14 protein-coding genes are annotated in these 21,362 nt (G+C 58.5%); 10 read left to right on the top strand and 4 right to left on the bottom strand.

Annotated elements, in window-relative coordinates; all coding sequences use genetic code 11:
* Window positions 1-4 precede the first annotated feature (4 nt).
* The 9 genes from HMPREF0178_RS14165 (at window position 5) to HMPREF0178_RS14125 (ending at window position 14,772) form a co-directional block, all read left to right on the top strand.
* Window positions 5-3,952, top strand: a complete 3,948-nt coding sequence (locus HMPREF0178_RS14165; RefSeq protein ID WP_009368724.1) for an MFS transporter — start codon at window positions 5-7, stop codon at window positions 3,950-3,952.
* Window positions 3,953-4,250: 298 nt separating this feature from the next.
* Complete coding sequence (locus HMPREF0178_RS14160) at window positions 4,251-5,240, top strand: isoaspartyl peptidase/L-asparaginase family protein (protein WP_009368723.1); 990 nt, start codon at window positions 4,251-4,253, stop codon at window positions 5,238-5,240.
* A gap of 380 nt (window positions 5,241-5,620) precedes the next feature.
* On the top strand, window positions 5,621-7,513 hold the full coding sequence (locus HMPREF0178_RS14155) for a dipeptide ABC transporter ATP-binding protein (RefSeq protein WP_009368722.1): 1,893 nt from the start codon (window positions 5,621-5,623) through the stop codon (window positions 7,511-7,513).
* 220 nt (window positions 7,514-7,733) lie between these two features.
* A complete protein-coding gene (gene gsiB / locus HMPREF0178_RS14150; protein ID WP_009368721.1) occupies window positions 7,734-9,278 on the top strand; it encodes a glutathione ABC transporter substrate-binding protein GsiB in 1,545 nt (514 codons plus the stop codon).
* Window positions 9,279-9,343: 65 nt separating this feature from the next.
* Window positions 9,344-10,267: a glutathione ABC transporter permease GsiC gene (gsiC, locus tag HMPREF0178_RS14145; RefSeq protein WP_005024432.1), complete on the top strand. Its 924-nt coding sequence runs from the start codon at window positions 9,344-9,346 to the stop codon at window positions 10,265-10,267.
* A gap of 1 nt (window position 10,268) precedes the next feature.
* A complete protein-coding gene (gene gsiD / locus HMPREF0178_RS14140; RefSeq protein ID WP_005024434.1) occupies window positions 10,269-11,162 on the top strand; it encodes a glutathione ABC transporter permease GsiD in 894 nt (297 codons plus the stop codon).
* A gap of 2 nt (window positions 11,163-11,164) precedes the next feature.
* Window positions 11,165-12,232 (top strand): P1 family peptidase, encoded by a 1,068-nt coding sequence (locus HMPREF0178_RS14135; RefSeq protein ID WP_009368720.1) that lies wholly within the window; start codon window positions 11,165-11,167, stop codon window positions 12,230-12,232.
* Between the two features lie 38 nt (window positions 12,233-12,270).
* Window positions 12,271-13,089 carry a M55 family metallopeptidase gene (locus HMPREF0178_RS14130; RefSeq protein ID WP_009368719.1) on the top strand — a complete coding sequence of 273 codons (819 nt, stop codon included), beginning with the start codon at window positions 12,271-12,273 and terminating at the stop codon, window positions 13,087-13,089.
* A gap of 747 nt (window positions 13,090-13,836) precedes the next feature.
* Window positions 13,837-14,772, top strand: a complete 936-nt coding sequence (locus tag HMPREF0178_RS14125) for a tyrosine-type recombinase/integrase (RefSeq protein ID WP_232281283.1) — start codon at window positions 13,837-13,839, stop codon at window positions 14,770-14,772.
* A 280-nt stretch (window positions 14,773-15,052) separates the two neighbouring features.
* On the opposite strand, the gene HMPREF0178_RS14120 is transcribed toward HMPREF0178_RS14125, so the two are convergent.
* The 4 genes from HMPREF0178_RS14120 to HMPREF0178_RS14105 form a co-directional block, all read right to left on the bottom strand.
* Window positions 15,053-15,499, bottom strand: coding sequence for a hypothetical protein (locus HMPREF0178_RS14120; protein WP_009368717.1), 447 nt, complete (start codon window positions 15,497-15,499; stop codon window positions 15,053-15,055).
* A 92-nt stretch (window positions 15,500-15,591) separates the two neighbouring features.
* Window positions 15,592-17,091 carry a tripartite tricarboxylate transporter permease gene (locus HMPREF0178_RS14115; protein WP_232281282.1) on the bottom strand — a complete coding sequence of 500 codons (1,500 nt, stop codon included), beginning with the start codon at window positions 17,089-17,091 and terminating at the stop codon, window positions 15,592-15,594.
* Between the two features lie 59 nt (window positions 17,092-17,150).
* Window positions 17,151-18,104 carry a tripartite tricarboxylate transporter substrate binding protein gene (locus HMPREF0178_RS14110; protein ID WP_009368715.1) on the bottom strand — a complete coding sequence of 318 codons (954 nt, stop codon included), beginning with the start codon at window positions 18,102-18,104 and terminating at the stop codon, window positions 17,151-17,153.
* 51 nt (window positions 18,105-18,155) lie between these two features.
* A complete protein-coding gene (locus HMPREF0178_RS14105) occupies window positions 18,156-19,388 on the bottom strand; it encodes a pyridoxal-phosphate dependent enzyme (RefSeq protein ID WP_009368714.1) in 1,233 nt (410 codons plus the stop codon).
* 837 nt (window positions 19,389-20,225) lie between these two features.
* On the opposite strand from HMPREF0178_RS14105, the gene HMPREF0178_RS14100 reads away from it, so the two are divergent.
* Window positions 20,226-21,182: a tripartite tricarboxylate transporter substrate binding protein gene (locus HMPREF0178_RS14100; RefSeq protein ID WP_009368713.1), complete on the top strand. Its 957-nt coding sequence runs from the start codon at window positions 20,226-20,228 to the stop codon at window positions 21,180-21,182.
* Window positions 21,183-21,362 lie beyond the last annotated feature (180 nt).

The following is a 21,362-nucleotide window of genomic DNA, read 5'->3' as shown; positions in this document are numbered from 1 at the left end:
TTCCATGAGTACCGACAGCGGGAATCGGAAATATCAGGCGCTTGCCCTCGGGACCAGCTATGCCCTTGGGACTTTCAACGACAACTTCTTCAAGCAGGCCGGCCTGCTCCTTGCCGTGACCACGGGTAACGCGGTGTTCCAGTCGCAGGTGACGTTCCTGTTCGCGCTGCCGTTCGTGCTCTTCTCCGCATGGAGCGGCTGGCTTGCCGACCGTTTCGCCAAGAAAAGCCTCGTCATCTGCGCGAAGACGCTGGAACTCGCGGCTATGCTGGCGGGAGCGTGGGGCATGGTGACGCTCGACTGGAACTGGATGCTCGCCATGACCTTCTGCATGGGCCTGAGCTCCACGCTGTTCAGCCCGGCGCTCAACGGTTCCATCCCCGAACTGTTTCCCGTCAGCCAGGTCCCCCGCATCAACGCCTTGTTCAAGCTCGGGACCACGGCGTCCATCCTGTTCGGGGTGTTCCTCGCCGGGATCGCGCTGGATCAGGCATGGATCGAAACGGCTTACCCCTTCGGCCGCTGGCTGGTGGCGATATTGGCCGTGACCGTCGCGGCCGGGGGGCTTGTGAGTACGGCCTTCATTCCCGCGTACCCGGGAGCCGGAAGCCGCAACCCTTTCCCGTGGTCGGCGGTCATCGATTCCTTCCGCTTCCTGCGCACTCTCCGCAAGGATGGCCCGCTGCACCTTGTCATCTGGGCGGAAGCGTTCTTCTATTTCCTCTCGACCCTGCTGTTGCTCGAGATCAATAACCTTGGGGGCGCGGAACTCGGCCTGTCCTATACGGCGACCAGTTTCCTGCCCGTAGCCCTGATGGTCGGCATCTGCGCGGGCTCGCTGCTCGCCGCCAGAGGCACGCCCGAAAGCTGGCGCATGCTGCTGGTCCCGGCGATCATGGGCATCGGCGTCCTGCTGTGTCTTGTGCCGTTCGTCGCCGCTGCCGATCCCGCGCTCCGGCTTCCATTGCTGTTCGGGCTGTACGCGCTTGCCGGGACGTGCGGCGGGCTCTACCTCATCCCGATCACCAGCTTTATCCAAGTCCGTCCCGCCGCCACGGACAAGGGGCGCATCCTCGGGCTCGACAACTGCCTTTCTTTCACCGGCATTCTGCTTGCGGGCCAACTGTATCTGCCTCTGTCATTGTTGCGGCCCTCGCACGGGCATGTGGTCCTCGGCATTCTCAGCTTGGGCGTTGCCTGTGTGTTTCTGGCCGTGATGCGTGGTTTCGGGCGGCATCAAAACCCTGAAGAACTGTTTTCGGAGCCAGTCCCGGCGGCTTCGTCCTTGCCCCCGGTTGCGCATGGTCCCGGTTTTCGGGCGCTGCTGGCGTTTGTCCGCGGGCTGTTGCGGCTGCGCTATACGATAGAGGTGGAAGGGCTTGAAGCCGTGCGCGCCCGCGACGATGGGCGTCCGATTCTGTTCCTGCCCAACCATCCGGCACTTATCGACCCAGCGCTTGTCTACACGAGCCTTGCGGGCTTTGCGCCGAGGCCCCTCGGGGATGAACGCCAAGTCGAACAGCCGGTGATCCGCACGCTGACCCGATTGATCGGAACCATTTCCATACCGGATCTGCGCCGGGAGGGACGCACGGCGGAGAGCGGGGTGCATGAGGCGTTGGAACGCGTGGCCGGAGTCCTGCGCTCGGGCGGGAATGTCCTTCTCTATCCCGCCGGGGGGCTTACCCGTACGGGCCGGGAACGGCTCGGCGGCAATCGGGGGGTATACAGTTTGCGCGGGCTGGTTCCGGATGTACGGCTGGTACTCGTCAGGACGACTGGCCTCTGGGGAAGCTCGTTCAGCTGGGCGCGGGGTACGGCTCCGGATATCCTCAAGGGATTGGCCCGGGGCGTGTTCGAACTGCTGCTCAACGGCATATTCTTTATGCCGCGCCGACGGGTGCGGATATCGGTATCGGAACCGGAATTGCCCGGACAGGCCGATGGGCTGCGCACGCTCAACGAAGCGCTGGAAACCTTCTACAATGCGGACATGACGCCCGCGCTCGCTGTGCCGTATCATTTCCTGCTCGGTTCCACGCCGAAGGAACTGCCCGCGCCCGTAATGCAAACCCCGGACGGGGCTGCCTTGGCGGACGTACCAAAGGCCATCAGGGAAAGAGTATTGGCTATCCTGCGGGAAGAGAGCGGGGTGGAGGTTATCGAAGATACGGCGACGCTCGCCGCGGATCTGGGGATCGACAGTTTGTCGCTCATCAATGTCAGCGTACGGCTGGAGGAGGTTTCCGGCCAGCCCATCGAGCAGCTTGAAGCGCTGCGCACGGCAGGGGATTGTATCCTCGCGGCGGCGGGGTTGCTCGGCTCGGCCGGGGAAGCCGCCGAGCCGCCCGCCGCGTGGTTCCCCACAGGCGAGGCGAGTACCCTTTCGGTCCCGGACGGACGGAATCTGGTGGAGACGGCATTCCGGCAGGCCATGCGCGCTCCCTCGCGGCTTATGCTTGCCGACGGCGCCGCCGCACTCTCGGCGCGGGATATGATCATGCGGGCTTTTGCGCTGGCGTCCTTCATCAAGGCAAAAGCGGGGGACGCGGAGCGCGTCGGCATCATGCTGCCCGCTTCGGCCGCAGCCGTGCTCGCGTGGCTTGGGGCGCTCATGGCCGGAAAGACGCCCGTGATGTGCAATTGGACGAGCGGGGCGGCCAACTTTTCCCACGGCCTTGAAGCGACGGGCGTGCGCCGCGTCTTCACTTCGTCCCGCCTGTTGGACAAGCTTTCGGGGCAAGGGTTCCCCGTCGGCGAACATGCCGATGTCTGGGTGGCGCTTGAAGACGCGAAGCGCCTTTCGCTCCCGGTGAAGCTCGGCGCGTTCTTCAAGTCTCGCCTGCTGGGTATTCCCGGCCTTGGGGAGGCCGTCATCCCGCGCCGCGTGCCGGAAACGGCGGCGATCCTGTTCACCTCGGGTTCCGAGGCGCTGCCGAAGGCCGTACCGCTCACCCATATGAACATCCTTGCAAACTGCCGGGACATCGCCGCCGTGCTCAAGATCACGTCGCACGACAGTATGTTGTCCATGCTTCCGCCGTTCCATTCCCTCGGGCTGACCGGGAACATCGCCTTGCCGCTGGCTTTCGGCCTGCCCGCCGTCTACCACGCGAATCCCACCGAAGGGGCGCGGCTTGCGGCCCTGACCCGACGCTGGAAGCCCACGATCACCGTGGCTCCGCCCACGTTCCTTGACGGCATGTTGCGGAAGGCCCGCCCGGGGGATCTCGCTTCCCTGCGCCTCGGGTTCGTGGGAGCGGAGAAGTGCCCCGACAGCGTGTATGCGGCCTTTGCCGAGGCCGCTCCCGGCGGCGTCCTGTGCGAAGGCTACGGGGTGACGGAATGTTCCCCTCTCATCAGTGTGAACCGTCCCGAAAGCGTCCTCCCCGGCACCATCGGCCAGCCGCTGCCGTCCGTGAGGGTTGCCGTCGTTTCTGCGGAAGGGGAACCGCGCCGCGTGGCTCCCGGCGAAACAGGTATGCTGCTGGTGTCCGGCCCCAACGTCTTCGGCGGGTATATGGGCGTGGATGCGGACAAGCAACCCTTTGTGGCTTTTGAGGGTACGGAATGGTACCGCACCGGGGATCTGGTGAGCGAGGCTGCCGACGGGTGCCTGACCTTCCGTGGACGCCTGAAGCGTTTCGTCAAGGTCGGCGGTGAGATGATTTCACTCCCGCAGATCGAGAGCGTGCTTGCGGCGGCTTTCGGCGGGGGAAGTTCCGAAGAATCCGGCGAACAGGGCCCCGCGCTTGCGGTTGAAAGCGGAGAGGACGGAGCCATTGTCCTGTTCACTACGCTCGACATTACCCGGGAAGAAGCCAATGCGGCCTTGCGGGCCGCGCGCCTTTCCGGGTTGTTCGCGGTCGCCCGTGTACAAAAGCTGGCGTCTATCCCGGTTCTTGGAACCGGAAAGACCGATTACAAGGCGCTCAAGGCGTCCTGCGCCTGAGGAGCCCCATGCGCGGGGAAGTTCATTCTGAACATGCCTCCTTCCAAGGACAACCCGCGTTGGAATGCGTAGCAGGGATTCCAGACAAAGCCTTTTAAGAGGCTGAATGAGAGGCTCCGCAATTTCTCTTCGGAAAAGTTCCTCTTCCTCAATGGCCCCACACCGTTTCAAAGCGCGTCGGGGCTAACTCCCTTCCTCGGTTATCCCGTCAAAGCGGACTATACAAAAAGATGAAGGCGCGGTAGGAATGCGCCATATTTCGGGGAGATTCCTTCCCGTTTTTTTGGAGGAAACGTTCATGGTACAGGTTCCTGTTTTGGCTATTCACGGCGGCGCGGGCACAATCAACCGGGAAGCCCTTTCCGCTGAGGCGGAGCGCGAATACCGCGGCGCCCTTCAGTCCATTCTGGAGAAAGGGCGGGACGCGCTGGCCGCCGGAGCCTCCGCCCTTGATACGGTGACGCTGGCCGTGTCCATGCTTGAGGACTGCCCGCTGTTCAATGCCGGGCGCGGCGCGGTTTACACCAGCGCCGAAACCCACGAGATGGATGCCGCGATCATGGACGGCAGCACGTTGCGAACCGGTGCGCTTTCGTGCGTACACGGCGTCAAGAACCCGATCCGGGCGGCCCGTGTGGTCATGGAGCAGTCTCCGCATGTCCTGATGACCAGCGACGGCGCGATGGCGTTCCTCCGCGAACACGGCGTAGAATTTATGCCCGATGCGTACTTTGACACGGAACACCGTTTGGCCCAGCTGCATCAGGCGCAGGCGAGGCAACCCGGCGCGGCTGTGCTCGACCACGACGGCGCGGCTGCGGCGAGTAAGCTTTCCTTCGCCGGGAATCCGCTCGACGAGAAGACGAAAATGGGCACTGTGGGTGCGGTGGCGCTGGATAGCCGGGGCAATCTGGCTGCGGCGACCTCCACGGGCGGCATGACCAACAAGCTTCCCGGACGGGTGGGGGATACGCCCATCGTCGGCGCGGGTTGCTATGCCGATGATGGCGTGGCGGTTTCCTGCACCGGTTCCGGCGAATATTTCATCCGGCTGGTGGTGGGACACGACGTAGCGGCCCGCGTGCGCTATCAGGGGGCGAGCCTTGAGGACGCCGTACGCGCCGTGCTGGCCCGGGTGGGCGAGCTTGGAGGCACGGGCGGGCTCATTGCCGTGGATAAAAAGGGGCATGTGACGCTGCCGTTCATCTCCGAAGGCATGTACCGGGGATGTGTCAGGGGGGCGGAGGCCCCGCTCGTGGCCATTTATGGACAGGAAGAAGGCTGTTGAGCGTGGAAAAAACAGGTGGTGAGCTCATTCTGCATGTCGTTTCCGCCTGTTGTTTGCATTTATTCGTGAAGATGAGTGAGGTCGGTGATTTTGTTCTGTTTTTCACGATAAAGAGAAAAAAGGCATTCAGCCCTTTTTGCAGAGGGGGAGTGCTTTTTTTCTATTGACAGAACAGGGTCGTTTAGGCTTCTAATGGATATTCTCGAACGAAAACGAAGGCTGCGGGATTTTCCCAACGTGGTTTTGCCGGTTCGGCAAGGCCCTGTGAAATCCCCAGCCTCGAATTTGTTCCGATAAAGTTGTTGGCTTGTCCGCGTCCGTCTCTGGGAACCGTTCCGGAAGGGGCGGAGTACCGTTTAGGTTGGGAATTGGAGAAGGGAATGGGGCCGAGTGACAGAAACGTCCTGGAAGTCCAGGGATTGACCGTCCGCTTCGATACGTCCGAACGAAGCGTTGTTGCCGTAAAGGATCTGGGGTTTCACGTGCGGGCCGGGGAAGTCTTGGCCATCGTGGGTGAATCGGGCTCCGGGAAATCCGTTACGTCATTGTCCGTGATGCGCCTCATTGAGCATGGCGGGGGAACCATTGCCTCGGGGAAGATCTCCTTCACCCGCAGGAACGGTGGAAAACTCGATCTGGCCAAGGCCGCCGACAGTGTCATGCGCACTATCCGGGGCGGCGAAATTTCAATGATTTTTCAGGAGCCCATGACCTCCCTGAACCCCGTGTTTTCCGTGGGGACACAGGTAGCGGAGGCGGTCATGCTCCATCAGGGGCTCAGCCACGCGGAGGCGGAGGCCGAAGCTCTCAGGATGCTTGAGCTTGTCCGTATCCCTGAAGCCAAGCAGATCCTCAAGCGGTATCCGCACCAGCTTTCCGGGGGGATGCGCCAGCGCGTCATGATCGCGATGGCCTTGTCCTGCAAGCCTTCCCTGCTTATCGCCGACGAACCGACGACAGCGCTCGACGTGACCATTCAGGCGCAGATCCTCCAGCTCATCCGGCAGCTGCAGGAAGAGATGGGCATGGCGGTCATCTTCATCACCCACGACATGGGCGTGGTGGCGGAGGTCGCTGACCGGGTACTCGTCATGTACCACGGGGAGGCGGTGGAAGAGGGCACCTGTGAGCAGATTTTCCACAACCCGCGCCACCCCTATACGCAATCCCTGCTGGCGGCTGTCCCGCGCCTCGGGTCCATGCGGGGGACTGACGAACCCGCTCCCTTCCCGCTGCTGCGTATTACTGATCCCGAAGCCGAACAGCTGGGCACCGCCGACATGGATGAAACGCCCGTCGACATGCCCGAACCTGTCGCTTCCGCGCCATCCGTGTCGGATGGCCCCGTGCTCAGTGTGGATAATCTGATCACCCGCTTTGATGTGGAAACCGGTTTCTGGGGCAAGGTGAAACGCCGCGTCCATGCCGTGGAGCAGGTGAGTTTCAACCTGTATCCCGGTGAAACCCTTGGCCTGGTGGGTGAGTCCGGTTGTGGAAAGTCCACTATCGGCCGTTCGCTGATCGGGCTTGAAACCCCGCGTTCGGGCAGTATTGTGTTTAACGGGCAAGAACTTACGCAGGTATCCGGCTCTCAGCTGCAAAAGCTGCGGCGTAATATCCAGTATGTATTCCAAGATCCCTATGCGGCTCTGGACCCCCGCCTTACAGTGGGCTTTTCCATCATGGAACCTCTGCTGATCCATAAGGTCTGTTCCCGGCAGGAAGCTGAACGCCGGGTTGGGGAACTGCTGGAGCGCGTCGATCTGGATCCCGCGATGGCCGTACGCTATCCGCATGAATTCTCCGGCGGGCAGCGCCAGCGCGTCTGTATCGCCCGCGCATTGGCGATGAATCCGGAAATCATCATTGCCGACGAATCCGTTTCCGCCCTCGACGTATCCGTACGTGCCCAGATCATCAACCTCCTTCTGGCCCTCCAAAAAGAATTCCGCATTGCCTTCCTCTTTATTTCCCACGATATGGCCGTTATAGAACGCGTCTGCCATCGGGTGGCCGTTATGTACCTCGGGCAGATCGTGGAGCTTGGCTCCCGGCGTGACGTCTTTGAAAACCCGTTGCATCCCTATACCAAACGGCTCATGTCCGCCGTGCCTATTCCGGATCCCTCGCGGCGCACCATGTCACACACCTTGCTGACGGGCGAAATCCCAAGCCCTGTCCGTTCTGCGGATTATGAGCCCGTGGTGGCCCCCCTCAAAGAAGTGAGCCCTGGCCATTTCGTATCTGAAGAGCAGGTGGCGAACTGGTTTTAGGATCGTCTAACGCTTCGCGCTTCAAGAGTGCTTCGCCGAGGGACGTTTTTCGGCGGGACTCCGTTTTCATGGCGAGCTTGGCTGCATAAAGAGCGTTTTTCGAGCCTGCTGGAGCGAAAGCGCTGAGTTCGTTCAACACGTTCAGGATTGTCCGACGTTCCGCGATGGCGCAGGGCGTCGTCATCAACCCGCCTTTCAGGCGCATCAGTGAGGAGTATGTATGTTTTTCTGTAACACATGGAAAAAAGTGCTTATTGCCGCGACGATGGTTGTGGCGTTGTGCGCTCCGCAGGCCCATGCGTCCAAGGACGTAGTGCTTGCCATCGCCTCGACCTTGACCACCACCGACCCGTGGGATGCCAACGATACGCTGTCCCACGCTTGTGCGAAAACCTTCTATGAAGGGCTGTTCGGCTTCAACGAGAAGCTTGAACTGCGTCCCGTGCTCGCCGAAAGTTACGACGTGTCCCCCGACGGGCTCGTGTACACCTTCCACCTGCGCAAAGGTGTGAAATTCCACGACGGCACAGACTTCAACGCCGAAGCCGTCAAGGTCAACTTCGACCGCGTTACCAACCCGGAAAACAAGCTGAAGCGCTACAGCCTGTATTCCAACATCGCCAAGACCGAAGTGGTCGACGACCTCACCGCCAAGGTGACCTTGAAGACGCCCTTTTCGCCCTTCATCAACCAGCTCGCGCACCCCTCCGCGGTCATGATTTCCCCCACCGCGCTCAAGAAGTACGGTAAGGACATCATGTTCCACCCCGTGGGCACCGGTCCGTACAAATTCGTGGAATGGAAGCAGACCGACTATCTTAAGGGTGTGAAGAACGAGAACTACTGGCGCCCCGGCTTGCCCAAGATCGATACCATCACCTGGGTGCCCGTTGTGGACAACAACGCCCGTTCCGCGATGATGCGTACCGGCGAAGCCCACTTCACCTTCCCTGTGCCGTATGAACAGGCCGCTGTTCTGGAAAAGGACGAGCACCTCAAGCTGGTCGCCGCGCCTTCCATCGTGACGCGCTACCTGAACATGAATATGCTCCAGAAGCCGTTCGACGACCTCCGTGTGCGCCAGGCCATCAACTACGCCATCAATAAGGAAGCCCTCGCCAAGGTGGCTTTCAGCGGTTACGCCTTCCCCTCGGAAGGCCCGCTGCCGCAGGGCGTCGACTATGCCGTCAAGCTTGGTCCTTGGCCGTACAACCCCAAGAAGGCTAAGGAATTGCTTGCCGAAGCCGGATATCCCAATGGTTTCGAGACGACGTTGTGGTCCGCTTACAACCACACCACCGGCCAGAAGGTGATCCAGTTCATCCAGCAGCAGCTCGCTCAGGTGGGCATCAAGGCTCAGGTTCAGGCTCTGGAAGCCGGTCAGCGCGTGGAAAAGGTGGAAAGCCATCAGGATGCCGCCACCGCGCCCGTCCGCCTGTACTACACCGGCTGGTCCTCCTCCACCGGCGAAGCCGACTGGGGCCTGCGCCCGCTGTTCGCCGGAGACAAGACTCCGCCTTCCATGTACAACATTTCCTACTATAAAAACCCCACGGTGGACGCGGACATCATGAAGGCGCTCGGTACCACCGACCGCGCCGAAAAGACCAAGCTGTACACCGAAGTGCAGGAAGAAATCTGGAAGGACGCACCTTGGGCCTTCCTCGTGACCGAAAAGCTGCTCTACGCGACCAGCAAGAAGCTGACCGGCATGTACGTCATGCCTGACGCCAACTACTTCTTCGAAGAAATCGATCTGCAATAATTCCAGTGTCAGGGCCGGGCGTCATGCCCGGCCCGTCATTCCGCCCTTCGGCGAGGTTTCAACGGATGCTCCACTATTTTCTCAAACGCCTCCTCGGGTTGCTGCCCACACTGTTTCTGGTCGCGGTGATCGTGTTCCTGTTTGTGCACATGCTTCCCGGCGATCCCGCGCGCCTTGCCGCCGGGCCGGAAGCGGATCAGGTCACCGTGGAACTGGTTCGCAAGGATCTTGGGCTGGACAAGCCCCTTCCTGAACAGTTCATCACCTATTTCGGCAACATCATTACCAAAGGCGACTTCGGCACCTCCCTGCGGACCAAGCGCCCCGTCAGTGTGGAAATCGGGGAGCGCTTCGCGGCGACCTTCTGGCTCACCGTCTGGAGCATGGTCTGGTCGGTCTTCTTCGGGCTGATCATCGGCATGATTTCAGCCACAAAGCGCAACAAATGGCAGGATCACGCGGGGATGGCGCTTGCCGTTTCCGGGATTTCCTTCCCGACCTTTGCGCTCGGGCTGTTGCTCATGGAAATTTTTTCCGTTTCGCTGGGCTGGCTGCCCACTGTCGGAGCGGACTCGTGGAAACACTATATTTTGCCGTCCATCACGCTGGGGGCGGGCGTCGCCGCTGTCATGGCCCGGTTCACTCGCGCGTCTTTTGTGGAGATCCTGCAGGACGACTATATCCGTACGGCCCGCGCCAAAGGCCTGAGCGAGTGGGCGGTCATCGTCAAGCACGGCCTGCGCAATGCGCTCATCCCTGTCGTGACCATGATGGGCCTCCAGTTCGGTTTTCTGCTCGGCGGTTCCATCGTGGTTGAGAAGGTATTCAACTGGCCCGGCCTTGGCCGTCTGCTCGTGGATGCCGTGGAAATGCGGGACTACCCGGTTCTTCAGGCCGAAGTGCTCCTGTTTTCGCTCGAATTCATCCTGATCAATCTGCTGGTGGATATCCTCTATGCCGTCATCAACCCACGAATCTGCTTCAAGTGATATGAGTATGCAAAACAACGTATCAGTCGCATCCGGCCCCACAAAAGTCCGTACTCCGTGGAGCGAATTCTGGCGTAAGTTCAAGCGGCAGCGCATGACACTGTTTGCGGGCAGTTTCATTGGCCTATTGGTTCTGATCGCCATCTTTTGGCCTTGGCTTGTGCCTTATGATCCTGAAAATTATTTTGACTACGATATGTTGAATGCTGGACCCTCGCTCCAGCATTGGTTCGGCGTGGATTCTCTCGGGCGCGACATTTTCAGCCGCATCCTTGCGGGCGCGCGCATTTCGCTTGCTGCCGGTTTTTCCTCCGTGCTGGTTGGCGCGGTTGTCGGGACGCTGCTTGGCCTGACCTCCGGGTATTTTGAAGGCTGGTGGGACCGTGTGGTCATGCGCGTCTGTGACGTGCTGTTCGCTTTCCCCGGCATCCTCCTCGCCATCAGCGTGGTTGCGGTTCTCGGAAGCGGTATGGCGAACGTCATTCTCGCCGTGGCAATCTTCAGCATTCCCGCATTCGCCCGTTTGGTGCGCGGCAACACGCTGTCACTCAAGCGCCAGACGTTTGTCGAGGCGGCCCGCAGTCTCGGTGCCGGTCCGATGACGATTATGCTGCGCCATATTTTCCCTGGTACGATCTCGTCCATCGTCGTGTACTTTTCCATGCGTATCGGCACGTCCATCATCACCGCCGCCAGCTTGTCCTTCCTCGGTCTTGGCGCGCAGCCGCCCACACCTGAGTGGGGAGCGATGTTGAATGAGGCCCGCGCCGATATGGTGGTGGCCCCGCATGTGGCGATTTTTCCGAGCCTCGCCATTTTTTTGACGGTGCTCATGTTTAACCTTTTCGGTGACGGCCTGCGCGACGCGCTTGATCCCAAGATCGATCAGGAATAGCCATGAACGGATTGGATTTCCCCCGCATCGGGGTTTTGCCGAGCGGCCCGTTGGATGCGATCACGGACGTGGGCGATGTCCGCGTCGGGCATTGCTCGTTGGATGAAGGAAATGTTCATACCGGCGTGACTGTGGTGCTCCCCAACGACGATCCGCTGATGCAAAAGCCGCTTGCCGCCAGTTGTGTATTCAACGGTTTCGGCAAAAGTGTCGGCCTGATGCAGATGGCGGAGCTCGGTTGTCTCGAAACGCCGCTGGCGTTGACCAACACATTTTCCGTGGGGGCAATCGCCACGGCGCAAATCCGTGCGGCAGTGTCCGCGCATCCGGAAGTAGGCCGGGAGTGGTCGACGGTCAACCCGTTGGTTCTTGAATGCAACGATGGGTATTTGAACGATATTCAGGCTCTTGCCGTAACTGAAAAACATTATATCGAAGCCTGCGCCTCGGCTTCACGCGAATTCATGCAGGGAAGTGTTGGAGCCGGGCGGGGCATGTCTTGTTTCCATCTCAAGGGAGGCATCGGTTCGGCCTCCCGAGTAGCGGAGTGTGGCGGGCAAGCCTTTACGGTAGGCGCGTTGGTGCTCTCCAATTTCGGCAAAGCGGAACACTGCCTGCTGTCTGGCCGTCCCGTGGGCCATCTTTTGCAAGAACGGCTGGGCCGTATCGGTGCGGAAGCCGCCGCGCTCGCCGCTGCACCGGAAAAGGGCAGCATCATCATGCTGCTGGCGACCGATGCGCCGCTGGATGTATTGCAGCTCGGACGGTTGGCCCGGCGGGCTGGGAATGGCCTTGCACGGACGGGCTCTCTTTTTGGACATGGCAGCGGAGACGTAGCCATTGCCTTTTCTTCCAGCCAGCATCTCCCTCAGTTGGCGGAATCCGCCGTGCCGCTTCTTCATGCACCGGACGGCTGGATGGACCGACTGTTTCAGGCTGCCGCAGAGGCGACCGAACAAGCTATTTTCAAAGCCCTGTTTTTTGCGGAACCGTTTGTCGGGCGCGATGGTCATAGACGGCCCTCCATTCAGGAAGTTTTGCCGGAATGGCGTGATATCGTGCGAAGCTAAAAACAGCAACAGCTCTGATTCGGAATACGGAGAAAGCTATGCGCATTTTGATTTCTGCGGATATTGAAGGTATCAGCGGAGTTATGAGCCCGGAGCAGACGAGCCCCGGATCTGGCGAGTACGAACGGGCGCGGCTGCTCATGACCCGAGAAGTCAATGCCGCCGTCGAAGGTGCATTGGAAGGCGGAGCTACCGAGATATGGGTGGCTGACGGGCATGGGCAATACAACAATATCCTGTTGGAAGAGCTGCATCCGGGTGCGTGCCTGGTCTCTGGAAAGCCCCGCCTGTTTGGTATGATGGGCGGCCTTGATTGCGGTCCGTGGGATGGTTTGTTTCTGATCGGATATCACGCGCGAGCCGGAGCGCATGGCGTGCTGGCCCACACCATCAACGGATCGGCGTTCGCTGAGGTCCGTATCAACGGTGTTCCTGTGGGTGAGTATTATCTAAATGGATTGCTGGCCGGGGAGTATGATATTCCCGTCCGTCTGATCAGCGGTGACGACCGGCTCGCTGAAGAAGCTGTTTCCGTTTACCCCAATGCGGAGATCGTGACTGTGAAACGGGCGTTGAGTACGAGGGCGGCTGTTCATCAGCCGATCGGGGTGATCCATAAGGCTTTACACGTGGCCGCCCAGAAGGCTCTGCGGAATGTCTCATGCAAGCCGTTCAAACTTGCAGGGCCGTTTTCCGTACAGGTTTCCACAGTCCGGACCTACCATGCGGATCTTTTCTGTATGCTTCCCGGTGCAAAACGCCTGTCTCCAACATGTCTTGAGTTTATCGCGGATACTCCGTTTGCCATTTCGCGGACACTCAATTGTTTTTCGAGCATGGCGGCTTCGGTACACTAGTTGGCAGTCAGGATGAATATGCGGCGCGCGGTTTTTCCGCGCGTCTTTTTTTGTGGAATGACCAATTTTTTAGAGGAGGTGCATACTATAGGATCTCTTGTATAATTATATGTAATCATACGATAAATTTTAAAAACGAGGTGTCCGTATAGAAGAAAACATGGGAAATGTTCATTTCTAGTTTAGTTAACTTTACTGTCATAAAGTTAACTAATATTTTAAAGTAGAATAAAAGCGCTAAAAATGCGCTGTAATCGTTTTAAAGCGCTTTACGATTCATACATCATAAAAAAATTTTTAGCGCCTTAAAATCGATTTTTGCAAGACTTTTTCTTTGGAGTCATACGAACCATATCTCGATTTATCTGGAATAAACTTTCCTGACCTGCTGAACGGATCTCCTGAAAGCGCGATCCCGGTCCAGATTTGTAAAAGCTCTATGCCGCCAACATCGTTCTCACATTAGGTATTTTTGGTGATTTTTGTTTTCTGTGCCGAACGATACCTCAAAAGCTTTTTATCCTGAAAGCTGCCTCTGGCAACATACCGCCCCATCGCAATGCTCTCAATCTCATGAAATGCAAAGGGAATGTGCCTTGCGGTGCCCTCATAAGTTCGATAGGCTGTAGCTGTCTCTTGTTCATGGAGGTTTTATTCATGCCCCTTCCGGCACTCTCATCTGCACAACACCCCAAAGCCATACCTGATTGGGCACCTCTTGATCGGAAGCGTGTCTTGGAACATTTCATGCTCAGCCGCGATTATGAAAATATCGCAGAGTACATTTCTTTTCAGTCGGACCTCCTTCCCGACGAACGCGTCATCCTCTTTTTCCTCCATGCGGTGTATGCCAATTCCACAAAAACAATAGAATTATATGCACTGTATATCATTGGCCTTTTCAATTATGCGAAGAAAAGCTTTAATCAGCTGAAAGCATGGGATATTGATGCCTATTTGCGGCATCTGACAAACAAAGGGTTGAAACCAAGTTCCCGGAACACGGCGGCGGCTACGCTCCGGAGTTTTTTCCGGCATCTCGTCGATTCAGGCGTCTGTACAGTCAACCCCGCCGCTTTTTTGAAACGAAAGCGCAATGACGGCAAAGGGTCTTTGCCGGGTCATCTGTCGCATAGCCTCGGGCGTGATGAACTGGAGCGCCTTTTCACCGGCATGGAGGAAGTAGGCGCACCGTTTCGTGACATTGTCCTTTTTCGGGTCTTGTTCATGACGGGACTGCGCGCCGAAGAAGCGGTATCTCTCAAATGGATGAATGTGATCAACTGGCAAGGGCGCTGGTATCTTGACGTGCTGGGTAAAGGCAGCAAGGCACGGCGGGTGTATCTTCCCCAGAAAGCCCAAGTGGCGCTTGAAGAACTGCGGCGTCACACCTCGCCTCGTCCGGAGTATCCGATCTTTGAAAACCTCCGCCACCGAGGACGCCCTATCTCACGGCACGGGCTGTATGCTCTCGTCAAAAAATGGTCTTCCCTTGTCATCTCCAGAGGCGACGTTTCACCGCACTGGTTTCGCCATAGTTGTTTCACACAGCTCGCAAGCCGTGGAGCCCGCCTTGAAAGCATTCAGGCCCTTGCCGGACATGCGAATATCCAAACCACCATGCACTACAACGAGGCGGCCCAGCTTATGTCTCCGGCAAGTGCCATCTTTGACGAGGAATAAAACAGCATCTTAGCGCCCTGCTGTACAATCAAGCTGAGAGCCTTGTTCTCGATTCTCCCCGAGCAGGACATCCATGATGGGGCTGAAACCGTAACGGTATGGTCCCGCCAAGCTTCATCACCGCCTTGTTGGGTGAAAAGAAGACGCGGCAACCAGTTCATAAACAAAGACGCCCCAGTTATTGGGGCGTCCTCGTCTGTAGGGGAAACAGGCGGCACGTTGATGAGACGGCACCGTACCGCCTGTTCGGAGGAACCGGAAGATTTCTCGGAAAGGGGGATTATCCGAAGAAAGGCTCCGGAAAGTAAATATGCATGATGTTTGTGAAAAAAACCTGGAAAAACACGATAAACGCCGCCGTAAACACAAGATTGGCGAACAGTGCCTTGCCGGTCTTGCGGGGGGTCAGCACAATCAGCATGGCAAACATGCCGACGGCCATGCTGATCTTGAATGAAACATACATTGCGCCAAGCACCTGCACGATGAAAATCGCGGAAACAAGGCACCAGCGCTGCGGGGGAATGTCTCCGAAGAAGGACATTTCCCCTTTGCCTGCCATAATGGCCTTGAGCGCCAACAGGACGCTGCACGCCATGATCAAATACAGCACGCACAGCGGAAAAAGTACGCCTTCGCGGGGGATGCCCTCAAGCTGGCCCCGCATGACGAAGCTGAAGGCGATGAGAAAAACAGCGGTCAGAATATCTATGGTACGTTCTTTCATCTGCATCCTTCCTGATGGGCTGCGCCGCATCCCAACATTTTCTTACTGAGCCGTATACGCCATTGTGCAGTAAAGGCGACATGTTCCCAAAATCAAACTTTCTTGGCCCCGCATTCTTTCCAGATGGAATATCCGAGCGAAAGCAGCGTAAGGATGATAAGCACAAGGCTCTGCGGGCGCGAGAAGAAGAACAGCATGATATTGCCTTCCGCCGCTCCGAGATGAAGCGACAGCTTGAATCCTTCCTCCATCGTGGTGCCGAGGATAAGCCCAAGCGCCATGGGGGCGACCCCGTACTTATACCGCACAAGCACGTAACCGAGTAAGCCGCAAGCCGCCATGGACAGGACGTCCATCAACGAGCTGCTGATGGAGTAGGAACCAACCACCGACAGCGCCAGAATCGCCACAACCAGAAAATGCTGCGGAATTTTCAGCGCCCGCACGAAGATGCGTACCAGCACGAGGCCGAGCAGCAGGATGATGAAGTTCGACAGGATCAGCCCGAACGTATAGGTGAATACGATATCGCCCTGCTCCGAGAACAGATCGAAACCCGGCTTCAGGCCGTGGGTCATCAGCGCGCCGAGCATCACGGCGGCGGGTGCGCTGCCGGGGATGCCGAGGGTGAGCATGGGGATCTGCGCTCCGCCGACAACTGCGTTGTTGCAGACTTCGGGAGCCATGATGCCTTCCATGACCCCGGTGCCGAACTCTTCGGGTTTCTTGGAAAAACGCTTGGTTTCATTATAGGCTACGAAGGTCGCTATGTTGCCGCCCGCGCCCGGCATGATGCCGACAATGACCCCGATCACACCGGCTACAAGCGTGACCCATATACGACGGAAGAAATCCCTCAATGTTTGCCAGAATACACCGGGGGCCGGATTATAGGGAGCCATGGCTCCCTTTTCCCCAGCGGGGCGCAGAAGCAACAGGGCCTGGGGGATGGCGAACAGCCCGATGAGCGCCGGGACCACGTTGATCCCGCCCATGAGTTCCATGGTATTGAAGGTAAAGCGGGGATACCCAGTGACCGGGTCCATGCCCACGCAGGCAAGAACGAGGCCGATAAGCGCGCCGATCACGCCCTTGAGGACATTGCCCGAAGAAAGGGACGCGATGATAGTCAGTGCGAACACGCACAGCCAGAATTGTTCGGGCGCACCGAATTTCATGGACACGTTGGCGAGGGGCACGGACAGAAACAGGAGCGCCGAAACGCCGAAGATCCCTCCGAACACCGACGAAATGAGCGCAGTGAAAAGGGCTTTCTGCGCTTGCCCCTTCATGGCCATAGGGTATCCGTCGAACGTGGTGCAGAGGGCCGCCGCCGTTCCCGGTGTATTGATGAGGATGGAGGGGATGGACCCGCCGTACTCTGAGCCGCAATACACGGAACCGAGCATTAGCAGCGCGGTTGCCGATTCAAGCCCGAATGTAAAAGGGAGGAGCAGCGCGATGCCGAGCGTGCCGGACAATCCGGGGACGGCCCCCATAATGATGCCGAAACAGGCGCTCAGAGTCATGAGCAGCAGCGTGACCGGGTCGGACAGATTGGAAAGGACTACCCACGGATCAAACATGTTCATCTCGCTCGTTTCATTGGTGAAGCATCAATGGCGGGAGGGGTTTCCCCCTCCCTCGGAACCTACTTGAGGAGACCGTAGGCCTCCAGGATTTTTTGGGCCTGTTCGCCTTCCGTACGGATGATTTCACCGAAGGCCTTGCCGGTCTGGAACTGAGGCATCAGGCCGCTGCTCTTGACCGCCTTCTGGTATTCAGGGTTGGCGCAGAGTTCCGCGAACTTGGTTTCCAAATACTGCCGTGCTTCGGCCGGAATGTTCTGGGGCGTGGCGAGCCCGCGATATTTGCCGGATTCAATGGCGTAGCCCTGCTCAATGAACGTGGGCACGTCGGGGCACAGCTCGTAGCGTTCCTTGCTGCCGATGGCGAGCCCGCGGGTCTTTTCCATACGCAGGAAGCTGGAACCCGAACCGAAATAGGCGTCCACTTCGCCGCTGAGCAAAGCCGGGATGGCCTTGCCGCTGCCGGAATAAGGGACTTGCGTGAACTTCGCGCCGGTGAGCTTTTCAATCTGCATGAGGAAGAGATGATCGCCGGTGAGCTTGCCCACTGTCGCCACCTTCACCTTGCCGGGATTGGTCTTGGCGTACTCAATGAGATCCTTAAACGTCTTATAAGGACCGTCCTCGGGGACCATGACCACGTTGGCGTCGTAAACGAGGCCGCAAAGCGGGCTGAGCTGCTCCGTCTTGTAGCCCGGCTGCCCTTCGGGGCGCAGCATGGGCTGGAGCACGATATGGGGCAGATCCACGCCGCCGATGGTGTATCCGTCCGCCTTTGCGCCGACCAGCCATGTCCAGCCGATTTCCCCGCCCGCGCCAGCCTTGTAGGTCACGACGATGGGCTGATCGAAAACGCCCTTGGCGAATTTTTCGAGGAGCCTGTGGCTGACGTCGCTGCCGCCGCCCGCGTTGAACGCGGTCATCAGGGTGATCGGCTTTGCCGGATACTCGGCTGCCTGTGCGGGAACGGCCAAGAGGCCGAGGGCCAGAAGAGAGGAAAGGAACAAGCTTTTCATGTCTACCTCCAACAGGTGTTCAGGTGGCAGTTACAGTGCGTTGTCCGGGATTCAGCTTTGCAGGAAGGCTTCCACGGCCTCCACGGTCGGGGGGATGACGCCGGGCGTTTCGCTTTCGTCGGTGGCGACCTGCGGAACGTTCAGCCCATGTCCGGTGAGATTGCAGACGGTGAGGCCCGGATTTTCAAAACCGGGCACCTTCACAAGGTACCGCAAGGCGGCCACGGAGACGGAACCCGCCGGTTCCGTAAACAAGCCTTCCTCCCGCCCCAGTTCACGGATGGTGCGGATAAAGTCGGCATCGGAAACGGAAATCATGGTACCGCCGGTTTCGCGCACGGCCTGCAGGCAGTAGCGTCCCCAGTACGGGTTGTTGTTCATGATGGCGTCGGAAAGGGAAGGCTTCTTGTCCACGGGGGTCACGGCATCGCGACCTTCATGGAAGGCGCGGGCCGTGGGATCGCAGGCTTGCAGCTGCACACCGACGAGGCGCGGCATGCGATCAATGACCCCGGCGGCAAACATCTCGCGGAAAGCATCATGCGCGGCGACCATCCCGGCCCCACCGCCGCAAGGGATAAGAACCGTATCCGGGGCCCGCCCAAGCTGCTGGACGATGCCGTAAGCGAAGGTACGCTTCGCGGCGATGCGGTAAGGATTTGGGCCGCCACACTGGAACCATTTGCGGCGCTTGACCATTTCCCCACAGATCCGGCTGGCGGCGGCCATGTCGCCGTCGATGCGGACCACGCGCCCGCCGTAGACGAGGCTTTTAAAGATTTTTGCTGCGGAAACGTGCTTCTGCACGAAAACCACAGGATTCAGCCCGGCCCGGGAACCGTAGGCGGATACGCTGGCCGCGTTGTTGCCGGACGAGGACAGGCACACGGTCTTGCAGCCGAATTCCAGTGCCTTGAGCACGCACAAGGCCGTGCCGCGATCCTTCAAGGACAGGGTCGGCCCCTGTTCCACTTTGAAATAGAGATCCGGAATACCAAGTTTTTCACCATAGCGGTGAGAAGGCAACAGCGGCGTTTCAGCTTCACCGAGGCTCACGCGATCAATGAGCGACGCATCGGAAATCGGCAGGATGGACCGCCACTGACGGAGGAATGAACGCCCTTCGGGAGCGGGCAGCCCCGCGCTCAGTGCCTGACGGAGCGACGCCTCGGAAAACATGACGCGCATGGGTGCGCCGCAATCGGGACAAGACAGGGCACATTCAGCCTCAGGAATGCGTTTCCCGCATTCACGGCAAACAAGCCCCAGACATTCTGTATGCATATAAATCCTCCTGAGTGGAAAAGGCTTGGCGCCTCTCGTGTACGAACAACGGTCGAGCATTGGCGACGTTTTTTGTCATCCGTCGACAGTATGTGAAAAGAAACACGCTCTGTCAATACTCTGTCGACAAAAATAGTCGACAAAAATGAACCATGTCATGCGCCACTCAATGAAACATCTTCATTTATCTAATTATATAAACAAAATAAGTGCAGTTTATACCCTCAAAATGCAAAAGAATATGTTTCCGCTGTTCACATGGCCGGTGCCGAGTTCCTACGGAAACAGGCTCCCAGTGAAATGTTTGAGCCGCCAAAAACGGAGAAATCGGGAGTTCCGCCCAGTGTTCTCTTTCAGCACTCCACACGGGTTCGGTCGGCAGACTACCCCGCTCTAGGCGGCGCAACAGAAATCCGAACCTTCCGGGCTTGAGCGTTGCGCACATTTTTTCCCACTGGAGATTTTGCGCGGCACAGGGCTTTTAGATTTTCACCAACGAGAACGCAACATATTTACAGCAATCAAAAATCCATACATGGAATGAGCACAACGGCCGTCCGCTCCGGCCTCTCCCCTTTTCCTGAAACCGCGCATACAGGCCGTCGGCCTGATGCCGGGTAGAAACCACTTTGCCTCTTCCTTCCCGTCTTTCTGGGTTACTGACTCGCTGGTTTTTCTGTTGCCGCCCAAAGCACCGCTCCTTACCTGCTCGTCACAGCCACTCAGAGGAACTTTTAAGTGTTGTGACAAACAGCACTTGACACGGGCAGTCGACCGAGTTTTAATACAGTCAACGGTCGACAAAATGTCTTTTCACCACCCATCTTTGAGGTAGCTATGAAAACGTTCTATGCTTCACTGCTTGCTTTGGGGATCTGTCTTGGCCTCACGTTCCCGGCGATGGCGGAATACCCTGCCAAGCCGATCATGCTCATGACCGCATTCAACGCGGGCGGCGGCAGCGACCTGAGCCATCGGCTCATCGAGAAATTCGCCAAGGGTGTCACCCCTCAGCCCATCGTCGTGACCTACAAGGCCGGCGCGGGCGGGGAAATCGGCTGGACGTGGCTGATCGGCGCGAAGGCGGACGGGTACAATATCGGCGGCGTGGATCTGCCGCATATCGTGCTCCAGCCCATGCTGCGCCCCGAGGGCCAGCCGGGCTACAAAACGGAACAGCTTAATCCGCTTTGCTGCCTCGTATTCGATCCGGATATTCTGATCGTCAGCGAAAAGAGCCCGTTCAAGAGTTTCGGAGAACTGATCGAATACGCCAAGGCCAATCCCGGCAAGGTGAAGGCGGCGACCGTGGGCAAGCTCACCGGCGACCATATCTTTCTCATGAACGTGGAAAAGTTCACCGGCGCGCAGTTCACGCAAGTCCCTTATCCCGGCGGCAGCAAGGCGGCACCGGCGCTGCTTGGCGGCGAAGTGGACTGCTATTTCGCTTCCACATCCAACTTCCTGCGTATGCAGGGCGCGCGAGGCCTCGCCATTGCAACCAAGGATCGTTATGAGCTCTGCCCTGACGTCCCGACCATGAACGAGCTTGGCTATAAGCTCGAATCCGCCAAGTATCGCGGACTCGCCACTCCGCCGAACTTCCCTGCGGAAGCGCAGGCATATCTCGAAGCCGCGCTCGCCAAGGTATGCGCCGATCCAGAATATCAGGCGGGCGTGCGCGGAGCCGGTTTGCTCCCTTACTATAAGGATGGAAAGGCGTTTGGCGAAATCATCGAACAGGAAAAGGAAAAGGCCCGTAAGACCCTCAAGGAACAAGGGCTGATCCAGTAGCAAGGTGGAGGCGTTCCCCCTCCTAACATGATAAGGCCAAACTGCGGCGACGCGGCAGGAAGCCCTCCGGTTCGTACCACCAACGGATCGGAGGGCTTTTTTGATGGCAACAGCTGGTCCGGGTGGATGAAGAAGATGTCTGGCACCTATCCAGTGCCAAGAAAAACAAAAACGCGGAAA

It is taken from the genome of Bilophila sp. 4_1_30 (assembly GCF_000224655.1).
Lineage (GTDB): Bacteria > Desulfobacterota > Desulfovibrionia > Desulfovibrionales > Desulfovibrionaceae > Bilophila > Bilophila wadsworthia.
This window is presented reverse-complemented; position numbering and strand designations above follow the sequence as displayed.